Origin of the sequence: Acinetobacter sp. TR11, from assembly GCF_027105035.1 — a bacterium.
In the GTDB taxonomy this organism is placed as follows: Bacteria; Pseudomonadota; Gammaproteobacteria; order Pseudomonadales; family Moraxellaceae; genus Acinetobacter.
Map to the genome: position 1 here is coordinate 779715 of NZ_CP114256.1, position 14340 is coordinate 794054.

The window sequence follows — 14340 nt, forward strand, 5'->3', positions numbered from 1 at the left end:
GATGTAAAAATAAGCGCGCACCAAAACGAACCAAAGTTGTTCTGGTAATTTCGTCTTCTTTCATCCGGACTATACCGTCGGCTTTGGCATCTCACCAAATCTGCGAGTATATAAATATATATACAGGCTCGTGGGCTGATTAGGTCGGTGATGATCAAAGCCTAACTTACCACCGGTGGGGAATTTCACCCCGCCCTGAAGCGATGTGCTTTGATTATAGCTAGTTTTTTGAGAGGAAAGGGAACTATTTATGAAATGGATCGTTCTATTGAAATATGAATTTAAGCAAATGAAGTTTCGGTTTTGTCGTGGAGAAATCATTGTTTTTGAATTGTTTTGATGAGTTCCATTTAGCATTTGGTATTGACCCAGCCATAAAAAAAGCCAGTTCATATTGACTGGCTTTTTAGGAATTTTTTACTGCTTATGCGATTTGCACAGGAATACAGTTTGCTGTGTGATTGACTGTATTGTCTGGATTTGCATAAACCAAACGTGGTTTGTGGAGGTTTGCTTCTACTTCAGTGAAATCACCAAAAGTTGCAATAATGACTAAATCACCCACATCAGCTTGGTGCGCTGCGCCACCATTGACTGAAATGATACCAGAATCTTCTTCACCACGAATTGCATAAGTTGTGAAGCGTTTGCCGTTCGTTACGTTCCATACGTGGATTTCTTCGTATTCACGAATCCCTGCTAAGTCCATTAATACACCATCAATTGCACAAGAACCTTCGTAATGAAGTTCTGCATGAGTGACAACTGCACGGTGAATTTTACATTTTAATAAACGAGATAGCATGGCTAGCGTCTCCTGAGTAAGACCTAAGATGAATATCTTATTGGTTGACTTGTCACGTTTCCCGCTGGCGATAGGCGGTTTGATGCGCATTTTGCGCTTAAAAATGCAATATGGCAAGCGTGATTGATCAACAATTCAGTTTAAATTTAAGCGGGTTTGTATGCATTAATTTGATTCATGGCCTGTGAAACTTGTCCATCGACAAGCATTTTCACTTTTGATAAGGCATGATCAATCGCTGCATCCATTAAAGCTTGTTCACTGCTAGGAGCTTTGCCAAGCACATGACCAGAAACACGTTCTTTAGAACCAGGATGTCCAATTCCTATGCGTAAGCGATGGAAATTAGCACCAATATGTGGAACGATGTCGCGAAGACCATTATGTCCGCCATGTCCACCACCTGATTTTAAACGAATAATGCCAGGATCCATATCGAGTTCATCATGAGCAACAAGAATTGCTTCAGGTGCAACTTGATAAAATTTGGCAAATGGTACGACACTTTGACCAGAACGGTTCATGAAAGTGGTAGGTAAGAGTAAACGTACGTCATGACCATCAATTTGACCACGACCGCTGTATCCATGAAATTTTGGATCAGCCTTTAAAGAAATACCATAACGATCTGCAAGCTGTTCTACGAACCAGAAACCTGCATTATGGCGGGTTTGGGCATATTCCTTACCAGGATTACCCAAACCAACAATTAGCGAAATATTTGACACTAATTTACGCCTTTAACACTTATGCGCGTTTGAAGTCAGCGTGCATAGGTGTGTTTTTAGCTGGGTGACGTTGTAACGCTTGGATTTTAACGTTTTCAACTTTATCACCGATTTTGATCTCGATAACTTCTTCGAAGAAAGCATTGTTTTCTAAAGCTTTAACGATTTCACGAAGCTCTAAAGTAACAGCTACAGGCTCAGCGCTACCACCATAGATGATTGCTGGGATTTGAGCAGCGTGGCGAAGGCGGCGGCTCGAACCTTTCCCTTGTTGTGCTACTTCACGTGCTTGAGCGTTTAATACGAAGTTTGCCATGGGCATATCCTCATTGAGTTTGAGTAACTAAACTTGCGACCAGTTTAGTGATAGAAAAACCCTAGCGAGCTAGGGTTTAAGAAAAAAAGCTGGGCTATTATAGATAACTATCGAACATAGCGCTAATAGATTCTTCGTTATTGATACGACGAATTGTTTCAGCAACCATGCTTGCAACAGAAACTTGGCGAATTTTACCTAAGTTTGCTGCTTCATCTGAAAGAGGAATCGTGTCAGTAACAACGAGTTCATCAATAACAGAGTTACGAAGGTTATCAATCGCTTTGCCTGATAAAACAGGGTGAGTCGCATAAGCAATCACTCGACGAGCACCAAATTGTTTCAGTGCATCTGCAGCTTTGCAAAGCGTACCTGCTGTATCTACCATGTCATCAACAATGACACAGTCACGATCTTTTACATCACCAATCAAATGCATCACTTGTGACTCATTTGCTTTTTGGCGACGTTTATCAATAATCGCTAAATCGATATCACCTAACTGTTTTGCAACAGCACGTGCACGAACAACACCACCTACGTCAGGAGATACAACCATTAAGTTGTCATGTTGTTGTTGACGTAAATCAGCTAACAACGCTGGCGTACCATAGATGTTATCAACTGGGATATCGAAGAAACCTTGAATTTGGTCTGCGTGTAAGTCGATCATTACCACACGGTCAATACCTACAGTTGTCAGCATGTCTGCAACAACTTTTGCAGTAATTGGAACACGAGCAGAACGTGGACGACGATCTTGACGTGCATAACCGAAATACGGAATGACTGCAGTGATACGACCAGCACTTGCACGACGCAAAGCATCAGCCATGACCAAGATTTCCATCAGGTTATCGTTGGTAGGCGCACAAGTAGATTGAACGATAAAAACGTCTTTACCACGAACATTTTCAGTAATTTCAACTGAAATTTCACCATCAGAAAACTTGCTTACAGAAGCAGCACCGAGAGGGATATGTAAATGGCTTACGACTTTTTGGGCGAAATGTGGATGAGCACTTCCACTAAAAACGACAAGATTGGGCATGAAGCACCCTTGGCGGTTGGCTTATAATGAATTTGGATGGCAGGGGCGGCTGGATTCGAACCAACGGATGCCGAGATCAAAACCCGGTGCCTTACCACTTGGCGACGCCCCTAATGCGGCAGAACTTTAATCGTTTTGTATGATAATGTCAATATAATTGAGCAAGTATCGATATAAAACAAGTCTGTCTAAAGATATGGCAGGGGCGGCTGGATTCGAACCAACGGATGCCGAGATCAAAACCCGGTGCCTTACCACTTGGCGACGCCCCTAATTTGATAATATGTAATGGCAGGGGCGGCTGGATTCGAACCAACGGATGCCGAGATCAAAACCCGGTGCCTTACCACTTGGCGACGCCCCTATATATTACATATATCTACAGATGAAAATTGGCAGGGGCGGCTGGATTCGAACCAACGGATGCCGAGATCAAAACCCGGTGCCTTACCACTTGGCGACGCCCCTAACATGTAACTGAAAAATTTCTTAAAGGAGATTCTGCCAAACTATTGACCAAGTAAGCTTTACAAGGCGCATTTTGCAAAATTTTCTTTATATCCATTTCACTTGTTACTTCAATAAAAACACAAGCACCTGTACCTGTAAGCTTTGCTAGACCAAATTGATCTAAATATTGCATTGCTTCTTCTACTTCAGGATATAACTGTCGAGCCAAAGGTTCAAAGTTATTTCTAAAATTAAAAGGTTCTAACTGATAGGCGCAAAATGTAGTGATCTTAGAATCTCTTGTCAATGTTTTTTGTGAAAAAAGTGCTTGAGTGCTGATAAAACAGTCAGGTTTTAAAATTATGAATTGTTTTTGAGCTAAGTCTATGAATGATAAATGTTCACCTATGCCTTCTGCCCATGCATTTAGACCAAAAATAAAGATAGGCACATCTGCACCCAATTGCACACCATAATCAGCGAGTTGCTGTTCATTTAAACTGCATTGCCACAGTTGATTCAGTACAATGAGTGTGGTCGCAGCATTAGATGAACCGCCGCCAAGACCAGCACCCATAGGAATATTTTTCTCTATTTGAATATTTAATCCACATGGTTCTTTTGCATGGGGTTTGAGTAATTGGGCTGCACGATAGATTAAGTTTTGTTCAAGAGCAACCTCGTTTAAGCCTTCAATATGAATCATTCCATCCGCAATTGGCTCAAAAGTCATCCAATCATATAAATCAATCAGTTGAAAAATAGTTTGTAATTCATGATAACCATTGTCTCTACGACCAGTGATATGCAGAAATAAATTCAATTTAGCAGGGGAAGGTACTCTAATCATAAAAGAATCTAATCTATCGGTTTTGAATCACCATTGTAATACGGTTTTCTTTATCGTCAGCAAGTGCTTGCTTCAACAAAAGTTTATTTGGAAGGATTTGCTTATCGTTATAGCTAAAATCAACAGTCCAGCCATCTTCAATGAGCTGTTTCAAGCGATTTTGTTCGTCTTTGCTCGCTTGAGCATTTTGCGTCGCAGGCTTCGCTTGTACCCAGTAGGCAAGGTGCATAATCGGTGCCTGCCAACCTGTCGCTTTTTCCAGTAATTCTTCAGGTGTAGCTGCCGTAATTAGACCTGTTTTGGCACTATTTAAGGTGACTTGACCTGGTTTTCCTTCAATTTGGGTTTTCCCAACACCTAAAATTCCAGTCAGTTCAATATCAAATTGATCTTGTTGTTGAACCCATGTAAAAAAAGCACTGCCAGACTGTTGTGGTGTACGTACACCTATTTTACCTTGTAAGCTAAAGTTATTTTCATCTTGCACTTGTGGTGAAGCAATTATCTTATTTGGTTGGCTTAGATGTTGGCAGCCTGTTAATACTAGAATACTACTGCTACATATCGCGACACATAATTTTGAAAACAAGTGCATGTATTTAACTCTTTTTTACAGTGATAGGTAAGATTAAGCTATCAAGTTGTTGTAATTGTGGGGTATTTGCATGTTTTTGTTTCAATTGCTGTAACACCTCACTAAATTGTGTGAGTGCGCCTTGCATATACAGCGCTTTAGCATAGCGAACGCCAATATTGATATTTTGGCTAATTGAATAGGCTTGTCCCAAGACTTTGGCTGCGGTATCAAAATCATTTTGTAGAAAAGCGATATAGCCTAATGTATCAAGAATAGAGGCTTGTTCAGGTGCAAAGTTGAGCGCTAGTTCTGCATATTTTCGTGCTTCTTTTAGACGACGATTTTGCAATGCTAAGGTATACGCATAAGCGTTTAAATAGGTCGGGCTATTGGGTTCAATAATTAAAAGTTGCTTTAGGGTTTTATCTAATTTATCCCGATCGGTATAAGGATCCAGCAATAATACTTCTGCATAAATCAGTTCAGGATCATCGGGTAAGCTCTTAATCGCTTCATCTAGCAATACCAAAGCTGCTTTTTTATTATCCGTTTTCTTTAAAATATCTGCTTGTGCTTGATATAAGAAACTTGCATGTTGTGGATAATTCACCCGTTCTTGTGTAAGAAAGCGTAAAGCATCATTTAATTGCCCTTGCTTTTCGAAAATAGTGACCATATTGCGTCGAGATACAATATATAAGCTGCCATCCACGAGTCGATAGTATGCTTTGGCAGTTTCATAATGTTGTTTGCGTTGCGCATTGATTGCAAGATAGTAATAAGCTTCATTCTGATATTTTGCTGAAGAACGCAATTCAACTAAATATTGTTCAGCTTTTTCGTATTGTTTTAAATCAATACTGGTTAAGCCAGCAATAAATAAAGCTTCTTCAGTTTTTGGATAATCTTTGATAATACTTTCAAGCTTATCTAATGCTTGCTGTTGTTGATTGATTTGAATGTAATAGCGAGCTTCAGCTAATCGTATATCAATATTGGTTTTATTTTTTCGACTGGCTTGTGCAAACCACTTTTGTGTTTCAGTATCGTCGCGTAACGCCATTAATAGATTGGCTTTCATCAAAATGAAACTGGTCGATTTTGAACGTTTACGTAAGGCTTTATTGATATTATTTAATGCTTGCTCATATAAGCCATCTTGCGCTTCTAATCCAGCGATTAAAGCTAAGATAGATGGGTTTTCACGTTCTTTACTGGTACGTAAGGCATTTAATAAAATTTCACGATCTTGTGCTTGTTCGGGTGCAATCCCTGCCAAAATTTGTTCGAGATCAGCAGTTGGGTCAATATTTAAGATTTTGTCTAATGTTTTTGCTGCCAATTCATATTCATGGGTTTTTAGGGCAATATGTGATAAGTAAAATAAAGCAGGAACATCTTTGGGTTCTTGTTCTACCCAATGTGTTGCAATATCTAACGCAGATTGAAAATCGTTATATTCTAAGGCGACATCTAAAGCACGCTGTTTGATGGTGGTTGAATTACTTTGAATAGCAAGCACAGTATAATTATGTAGAGCAGTTGCAATATCATCATAAGCAAGAGAAAATTCAGCCACCATACTTTGTTGTAATGCGCTGTCAAAACTTTTATCTGCATACATGTCGTGTATTGCTTGTGCAGAGACATACGAGCTCATGCTACCTAACAACAAGATTGTGGTAGAATACCGTCGAATCGTCTTGCCGCTAAAAAGGGTACGGCGATATAGCTGACGCAATTTTTATTGATCCAAAGTAATGCTTTTTATGACACCGATGTTGCACAATAACATAAATTTAGCGAAATGATGATCTGATATGTCTTTCTTTGCATTGGGTGTCAACCATCAAACAGCTTCTGTTGAACTTCGTGAACAAATCGCTTTCAATGCAGAGCGATTAGCTGCGCTATTACTTGAACAAAATAAACATTCACCTTTGAATGATTTAGTTGTTGTATCAACTTGTAATCGCACTGAAGTTTATGCCATGACAGAAGATGCTGATAGTGTTCTGACTTGGTTAGCCCAAGTGAATAATATTGATGTAAAACAGTTAATTCATCATGTTTATCGTTACGAAAATGCTCAAGCTGTTACACATTTGATGCGTGTTGCAAGTGGTTTAGACTCTTTGATGTTGGGTGAGCCGCAAATTTTAGGGCAAGTTAAAAGTGCTTTGGCTTTATCTAAAGACGCACAAACTGTGTCGCCTGAACTAAATAGTGTTTTTGAATATGCTTTTTATGCAGCGAAACGTGTTCGTTCAGAAACCTCTGTAGGTAGCCATGCTGTTTCAATGGGTTATGCAGTTGCTCAGTTAGCATTGCAAGTTTTTAGCCGCCCTGAAAAGTTAACGGTTATGGTGGTTGCCGCAGGTGAAATGAATAGTTTGGTTGCTAAGCATTTAGCGGAAATGGGGGTGGCAAAAATTTTAATTTGTAACCGTAGCCGCGAACGTGCGAATCTTTTGGCACAAGAAATTGCCCATCAAGTTGAGGTTGAAATTATTCCCTTTGCTGAGCTTGCACAAAACTTGCATAGAGCGGATGTGGTCTCTAGTTGTACAGGTAGTTTGTATCAAGTGATTGAATATTCAGACGTTAAAGCTGCATTGAAAAAGCGTCGCTATCAACAAATGTTGATGGTCGATTTAGCTGTTCCGCGTGACATTGATCCCAAAGTGGAATCATTGGATAACGTGTATTTATATGGCGTAGATGATTTACAAAGTGTGATTGATGAAAATTTAGCGCAACGTCGTCAGGCGGCTGTTGAAGCTGAAATTATGGTGAATCAATTGGCTACTCAATTGATGACCCAACAAAAAGTGAAAGAGGCGAGTAGCACCATTCAAGCTTATCGTCAGCACAGTGAAGAAGTCAGCCAAAAAGAATTGGCACATGCACTAGAGTTACTGCAACATGGTCATGCAGCAGAACAGGTCATGCAGGAGTTTGCTCATCGCCTATCACAGAAACTTATGCACCCAACTTCTATTTTATTAAGAGAAGCTGCTAAAGCTGAAAATCCAGATTATTTTGAATGGTTACAGCAACATCTACAGGATGTCTTTGAGCATGAGCGTAAACCGAGACAGTAAATTTAGATTATTTGTAATCTTCTTAAAATAACTATATTTTTAAGATTTTATTTAATATCTTATTAAATATTTAAGCTGTACTGTAAGCTATTATTATATTTTAATAAATTTTAATTGCATCGTAAAAAATCAAAAGTATAGTATCTTTTTTTTAAATATACTTTGGTGGTTTGCAATGAAATTAAAGCAAAAAATATTAAAAACGTTAGTAATTTATATTATTACTATTAATGCTCAGGCTGGGGATATTGTGACTGAAAGCATTCGTGTTACTAGTCCATCAGGTGCGGTAGTTTCTTCAATTTCAGGGGATATCACAGAGTCAGCTTATTTCTATCTTCGGGGGGAAAGTTATCTTTATGGTAAGTCTACAATAATAGGGGAGCTAAATGCTCAGGAAGTAAAAGCTGATAATATAGGTATTACAGATAAAAATAATAATAAAGTTGTAGAAATTTCAGCTACAGGAAGCGGTAAAGGTAATTTATATATAAATGGTTATAGCCATATAAGTGATAATTTAGTAGTTGGTGAAAAAATTATCGCAAAGGATTTAGAAGTTAATGGCACTATTAGTGGTAATTTTTCTGGAAATGTCTCAGCTAGTAATGTGTATGTAAATTCCTTATATAGTGAAAACCAGCTAGCGAATGTTCTACAGGTTAGTGGGCATCTAAATGCAAAAAATATAGATTTGCAAGGCACAAATATTTCTTCTTTGGCAGATGCTAAACAAGATGATCATGCTGTTAATTTAAAACAATTAAATTTAGCTTCTACAAAGAATCTAATTGATTCTAAAAATTATACAAATAACATTGTACAAAATCTACGAGATGAGACTACAGCTGAGATAATTCACACAAATAAATCTATAGTAGAAGGTGATAAACTAACATTAAGTTTAGCTAATAAAACTACTGCTGAGACTGCTAAAACTATTCGTTCTGAAATTAAAGAGTCTAATGAGAAAATTATAACGGATTCTAGGATATATACTGATCAGGTTGGTATTAATATGTTAAATAATTCCAAGGTTTATATAGATAATCGTGTGGATCAATTAAATCAAGATTTCCAATCTTTTAAAAAGGACTCTTATGCAGCTACTGCAGCAAGTCTTGCAACAGCATCTTTACCACAGCCTAGTAATGCTGGCTATAGTATGGTAAGTGCAGGTACTGGGACTTGGAAAGGTCAACAAGGATTTGCAATTGGAATGAGTGGAATTTCAGAAGATAATAAAGTTATTTATAAGTTGGCAGGTACTGGTAATACTCAGGGTGATTTTGGTGGTTCTGCTGCTATTGGATATCAATGGTAATTCAATCAGTTGTGATATAAAAAATCTCTCGTTAAACGAGAGATTTTTTAAGACAATAACTTCAAGCTAATCTGTTTTGTTAACTCATTTAATTGTTGACGTAAATTGCGTGATTCGATGAGTGAGATAGGTGATCTCAGTTTTAATTTTAAATATTTTTCTTGTAGATTTAATGAAAAGTCCTTAGCCAATTTATCAGCAATCTCAGGTGCTTGAGTTAATGACTCAATATTGGTTCTCTGCATAACATCGGCAATCTCATGACTATAACGACTACATGCACCAAGTACGTAATAGGTTGCTAATTCCTGATCATCCGGTAAATCATCAAATACAATATTGAGCACAGCTAAAACTTTAGCCAGCAGCTCAGTTTGGTCAATCACTGCAAGTAATTCTTCAAAATGAATATAGAGAAATGGGTGATGCATTAAAATTGCGATTGCAAAATCTTCATCTTTGGTTTGAATATTAAAAGATAAAGAGGCATCGTGGCTGATTTGAGGGGTAAAGCGTTTGCCTAGACCGAGTTTCTCACGGAAAGACTGACTCAGCAGATAACGGAATGAGCCATGTTTAGGTAATAACTCTGTTAATTCACGTAGTTCTCCCATGACTAAACTTTTACCTTCTGGCGTGCTAACGTCATGCTGTCCAGTTAAATGGGCAAACACAAAGTCAGATAAAAGCGGTGCCTGTTGTAATAATTTTTGGAAGTTTTCTAAGCCTTCACGACGAATTAATGAGTCTGGATCATGTTCATTCGGAAGCACAAAGAATTTTAATTCACGACCATCATTGAGTAAGGGTAGCGCAATTTCTAAGGTGCGTCGTGCTGCTTTTTGTCCAGCAGCATCCCCGTCAAAGGCAATGGTAATACGAGAATTTTGTTTAAATAGGGTAGTTAAATGATCCGCATTACTGGCTGTTCCCAGTGTTGCGACAGCACCATTGATACCATATTGCTGCAATGCAATCACGTCCATATAGCCTTCGACCATTAACCAATCGTTGGCTTTGAGTTTACGACCCTCATACAAACCATAAAGCAATTGATTCTTGTGGAATACCTCTGAATCTGGTGAGTTAATATATTTAGGTTTAATTTCATCATTGAGCGCACGACCACCGAAACCAACCACGCGTCCTTTATGATCACGGATCGGAAAAATTACCCGCTCACGTAATAAATCAAAATCTCGACCACTATCACTAGAGCGAATCAGACCCAGCTGTTTCAAACCTTCAATATCTTGTGGAAAGGCTTTTTCTAAATGCTGCCAATCCTCTGGTGCATAACCTAAACGCCAAAATTGAATCGTTTGTGCCGATAAGCCACGCTGTTTGAAATAATTTTGTGCTTTTTGACTGATTGGGAGTTGGCGTTCATAAAACTGAGCAACATTTTCCAATAAGTCATAGAGATTACCTTCTTGAACTTGTTCATCCATATAAAAGGATGGATCAAATTGAGCAAAAGGATCATCCATAACACGATCTATATCGACAAAATGCCCATCTATAAATTCGTCTGCTACAGAAATAGGTGCTGGATTTTCAGCGACTGACGTGTTTGTTGGTTGAGCCGCTGCAATTTGTTGAGGACTGCGTTTATAAGAAAGTTTTTTATTGTCGTGATTATCTTTCGGTAATTCGATGCCTGTCTGATTAGACAAATCTTTCATCACATCGACAAAGTTACGACTATCAATGTCCATGAGGAAGCGAATCGCATTACCATTGGCTTGACACCCAAAGCAGTGGTAATACTGCTTATCTCTATATACATGGAATGATGGAGATTTTTCCTGATGGAATGGACAACAGCCCGAGTAAGTACGCCCAGTCTTTTTTAACTTCACACGTTGACCGATTAAATCGACGATATCAGTTCGATCTAAGATTTGATCAATCGTATGTTGTGGAATTGCCATGTACATTTAACCATTTTGGACTGAGAGATAACATCTTCGTTGAAGTCAGTGTGTCAGAATTCATTGTTGCATAAAATGAAAAACAGGCAAGGGTAGACTTGCCTGTTTTGTGGTTTTGATGAGTGCAAATTAATTTGCAGCATCAGCCCCCCACGTTTCTTTGGTCTCAGGCTTATCTAATAGCCCGAAGCTTAAACGGTTCATCCAACTTGGTTTATCGGTTGGTTCGTCAATAGGAGCAGAATCGCTTTCTTCAGTTGTCGGTTTATCTAATAAACCAAGGCTCAAACGATTTGTTAAGCTGCGTTGCTCAGTTTCACCATTGCTTTGTTCTTTTACTTGTACCGTTTTAGATTCGCGGCCAAGCAAGCCTAAAGTGGCACGATTGACCCAACTACCTTCTTTACGAGCAGCACGAAGATTTACTTCACCATTTGCCTTAACTAAATTTGGATAGTTTAGTTTTAAGAGATCAATATATTGCTGAGACGTGGCTTGATCGCCTAATTTTTGGTAGCTATAAGCTAATGTTGCAAGTGCTTCTGGTGTTTGTGGTGTTTGAGGGTAGCGTTCAATGACCCATTGTGCGCGTTCAGCAGCAGCCAACCATGCTTTACGTTGAATATTGAAACGCGCCGCATTCATTTCACTTTCGGCCAATTCTTGACCGATAAATTTCATACGTTGTGCAGCATCTACTGAATATTGGCTACTTGGGAAACGACGAATCAAGTCTACAAAGTTTTGATAAGCGACTTTAACGTAGCTCACATCACGATGTGATTGTTGTAATGACGTATAACGAATCAAACTGTCGTAATTCATTTCCATATTGGCTACACCCCGAACATAGTAGGCGTAATCAACATTTGGATGCTGTGGATTTAAACGAATGAAACGATCTGCCAGTGCAATCGTACCTTCATAATCTCTTTGTTTAAATTTGGCGTAGAGGAGTTCAAGTTGTGCTTGTTGCGTGTATTGTCCAGTTGGATAATACGTATCTATTGCTTCAAGTGATTTAACAGCATCAGTATATTGATTACGTTCAAGTGATTTTTGTGCTTTTTCAAAATAGACTTGTTCACTTGACTGTGGGCCTTTATCAACCACTTCTTTTTTGCTTGGATTACTGCTACAACCGACAAATACAGACGCTACGCCTAAAGATAAAGCCAATATGGTAATTTTATAATGGGGTAGCGACATAAAAATTCCTCTGTTTTTGGGACAATAAGCTACAATGGTGTTATTAAACCATTTTTGTATCGATCATCAAAATGACTTCAACACAATCTTCCAATTCAAACCTTTCCGAGACAGATTTCTTACTTGAAGATTCTGTCGATGCAGATAATCATAATTCTGATGCAACTGCAACACGTTTATCGTTGCAAATTCAACTCGATGAAGAGTATCTAGGTCAGCGTATTGATCAGGTTGCTGCATTGGTTTGGAGCGAGTTCTCTCGTGAAAAGCTTAAACAGTGGATGAAAGACGGGCATCTGTTGGTAAATGGTAACATTGTAAAACCTAAATATCGTTGCGAAGGCAATGAATTGCTTACGCTGAATGTTGAATTAGAAGCCCAAACATCGAGTCAACCTGAAAATATTCCTCTCAATATTGTCTATGAAGATGATGATATTATTGTGATTAATAAAGAAGTTGGCATGGTGGTTCATCCAGGTGCTGGTAATCCCACAGGTACTTTGGTCAATGCCTTGCTTTATCATGCACCGAAACTAGCTGAGCTTTCACGTGCAGGTTTGGTACATCGTATTGACAAAGACACCAGCGGTTTATTGGTTGTTGCAAAAACATTGGAAGCTCAATTTTCTCTCAGTAAACAACTTGCGAAAAAAACCGTTTATCGTGTTTATGATTTAGTTGCGTATGGCAATATCATTGCAGGTGGCACAATTGATGAACCGATTAAACGTCATCCTGTTGACCGTGTCAAAATGGCGATCTTACCTGGTGGGCGTGATGCAGTAACACATTACAATGTGAAAGAGCGTTTCCGTGACTTTACTCGTATTCAGGCTCAACTTGAAACAGGACGTACCCATCAAATTCGTGTGCATTTTAGTTATCTTGGACATGGTTTGGTAGGTGATCCTGTTTATGTTAATCGTGTTCGTTTTCCTGCTGGTGCATCAGAAGTCTTAATTGACATGTTACGCAGTTTTAAACGTCAAGCCTTACATGCAGCAAAATTAGGTTTAGTGCATCCGCGTACTGGTGAAGAAATGATGTTTGAAGCGCCATGGCCAGAGGATTTCACTCAATTGGTTGAAGTACTTCGCCAAGAGAATGAAGCTTATTAAAAAAAGTTCTCTTTAAATAAAGGGGGATGTGTTTAGCTTCTCCCGTTCAAAAGCTAAGGGATATATTCTGGTAAGAGGACAGATTTTATGGAATTTGTACAAGGGTTGCCCAAAGGAATATATGTTGGGCAAACAGGTATTCAGCATCCTCAAACGATTGCAACTCAAAATAAAAATCTATCAGGATTTAATCTGGCTTTGCACGTGAATGATGATGCGCAACGTGTTCAGCAACATCGAATGCTATTGTTGAATGAGTTGTCTGCATTTGGTGTAGATAAAATCACGTGGATGACACAAACGCATAGCAGCATTTGTCATACGATTAACGAGCAAATTCCATTTATTGCACTTGAAGGTGATGGCTTAGTTACGCAAAAAGCAGGTCATGCTTTAATGATGATGACAGCTGATTGTTTGCCTATTGTTTTGGGTAATGCCGAAGGTACAGAAGTCGCTAATTTGCACGCAGGTTGGCGTGGTTTGGCTAATGGAATTATCGAAAATACCGTGACTGAAATGAAATCTCAGCCAACTTGGGCGTGGTTAGGCGCTGCGATCAGCCAACCTTGCTTTGAAGTCGGGGCTGAAGTAAAAGCCATTTTCTGTGAGAAATATCCTGAATTAGCTGTTGCTTTTATTTCAGGTCAAATTGAAGGTAAATATCAGGCTGATTTGTATGCAATTGCCCGATTTATTTTAAACAGTTTAGGTGTGGAAACAGTATTGGGTGGTGATCAGTGTTCGTATCAACAAGACCAAGATTACTTTTCTTATCGACGTGATGCAAAAACGGGGCGGATGGCGACCTTTGTATTTATGCAATAAATCATATTTGGAGTATTGTTGATTCACCTTGTGACATTCAAAA

The 14340-nt window shown here is 38.8% G+C and carries 13 protein-coding genes, 4 tRNA genes and 1 riboswitch; of the genes, 4 read left to right on the forward strand and 13 right to left on the reverse strand.

Annotated elements, in window-relative coordinates:
* Positions 1–48: 48 nt before the first annotated feature.
* A riboswitch (FMN riboswitch) is annotated at positions 49–206 on the reverse strand.
* 218 nt (positions 207–424) lie between these two features.
* From panD to O1450_RS03800, 11 genes are all read right to left on the reverse strand, one after another.
* Positions 425–805, reverse strand: a complete 381-nt coding sequence (gene panD, locus O1450_RS03750; protein WP_269229749.1) for an aspartate 1-decarboxylase — start codon at positions 803–805, stop codon at positions 425–427.
* 146 nt (positions 806–951) lie between these two features.
* Positions 952–1533 (reverse strand): aminoacyl-tRNA hydrolase, encoded by a 582-nt coding sequence (gene pth, locus O1450_RS03755; RefSeq protein WP_005158359.1) that lies wholly within the window; start codon positions 1531–1533, stop codon positions 952–954.
* Positions 1534–1552: 19 nt separating this feature from the next.
* Positions 1553–1849: a 50S ribosomal protein L25 gene (gene rplY, locus O1450_RS03760; protein WP_004663523.1), complete on the reverse strand. Its 297-nt coding sequence runs from the start codon at positions 1847–1849 to the stop codon at positions 1553–1555.
* 97 nt (positions 1850–1946) lie between these two features.
* Positions 1947–2900 carry a ribose-phosphate pyrophosphokinase gene (locus tag O1450_RS03765; protein WP_004663520.1) on the reverse strand — a complete coding sequence of 318 codons (954 nt, stop codon included), beginning with the start codon at positions 2898–2900 and terminating at the stop codon, positions 1947–1949.
* A 37-nt stretch (positions 2901–2937) separates the two neighbouring features.
* Positions 2938–3012 (reverse strand) — tRNA-Gln (locus O1450_RS03770).
* An 85-nt stretch (positions 3013–3097) separates the two neighbouring features.
* Positions 3098–3172 (reverse strand) — tRNA-Gln (locus tag O1450_RS03775).
* Between the two features lie 17 nt (positions 3173–3189).
* Positions 3190–3264, reverse strand: a tRNA-Gln gene (locus O1450_RS03780).
* A 29-nt stretch (positions 3265–3293) separates the two neighbouring features.
* Positions 3294–3368, reverse strand: a tRNA-Gln gene (locus tag O1450_RS03785).
* Positions 3367–4200, reverse strand: coding sequence for a 4-(cytidine 5'-diphospho)-2-C-methyl-D-erythritol kinase (ispE, locus tag O1450_RS03790; RefSeq protein ID WP_269229750.1), 834 nt, complete (start codon positions 4198–4200; stop codon positions 3367–3369). Before ispE ends, O1450_RS03785 begins: the two co-directional genes overlap by 2 nt.
* A 13-nt stretch (positions 4201–4213) precedes the next feature.
* Complete coding sequence (lolB, locus tag O1450_RS03795) at positions 4214–4795, reverse strand: lipoprotein insertase outer membrane protein LolB (protein ID WP_269229751.1); 582 nt, start codon at positions 4793–4795, stop codon at positions 4214–4216.
* Positions 4796–4799: 4 nt separating this feature from the next.
* Entirely contained in the window at positions 4800–6518 is a 1719-nt protein-coding gene (locus O1450_RS03800) for a tetratricopeptide repeat protein (RefSeq protein WP_269229752.1), read from the reverse strand.
* 79 nt (positions 6519–6597) lie between these two features.
* On the opposite strand from O1450_RS03800, the gene hemA reads away from it, so the two are divergent.
* Positions 6598–7881 carry a glutamyl-tRNA reductase gene (hemA, locus tag O1450_RS03805; protein ID WP_269229753.1) on the forward strand — a complete coding sequence of 428 codons (1284 nt, stop codon included), beginning with the start codon at positions 6598–6600 and terminating at the stop codon, positions 7879–7881.
* Between the two features lie 175 nt (positions 7882–8056).
* A complete protein-coding gene (locus tag O1450_RS03810; RefSeq protein WP_269229754.1) occupies positions 8057–9205 on the forward strand; it encodes a YadA C-terminal domain-containing protein in 1149 nt (382 codons plus the stop codon).
* A gap of 47 nt (positions 9206–9252) precedes the next feature.
* Here O1450_RS03810 and O1450_RS03815 read toward each other — a convergent pair whose 3' ends face one another.
* Complete coding sequence (locus O1450_RS03815) at positions 9253–11139, reverse strand: DNA primase (protein ID WP_269229755.1); 1887 nt, start codon at positions 11137–11139, stop codon at positions 9253–9255.
* A 129-nt stretch (positions 11140–11268) separates the two neighbouring features.
* Entirely contained in the window at positions 11269–12348 is a 1080-nt protein-coding gene (locus O1450_RS03820; protein ID WP_269229756.1) for an outer membrane protein assembly factor BamD, read from the reverse strand.
* Positions 12349–12419: 71 nt separating this feature from the next.
* Here O1450_RS03820 and rluD point away from each other — a divergent pair, with 71 nt between their 5' ends.
* Both rluD and pgeF read left to right on the forward strand, forming a co-directional pair.
* Positions 12420–13469: a 23S rRNA pseudouridine(1911/1915/1917) synthase RluD gene (gene rluD, locus O1450_RS03825; RefSeq protein WP_004663505.1), complete on the forward strand. Its 1050-nt coding sequence runs from the start codon at positions 12420–12422 to the stop codon at positions 13467–13469.
* Between the two features lie 87 nt (positions 13470–13556).
* Positions 13557–14297 carry a peptidoglycan editing factor PgeF gene (gene pgeF, locus O1450_RS03830; RefSeq protein ID WP_269229757.1) on the forward strand — a complete coding sequence of 247 codons (741 nt, stop codon included), beginning with the start codon at positions 13557–13559 and terminating at the stop codon, positions 14295–14297.
* Positions 14298–14340 lie beyond the last annotated feature (43 nt).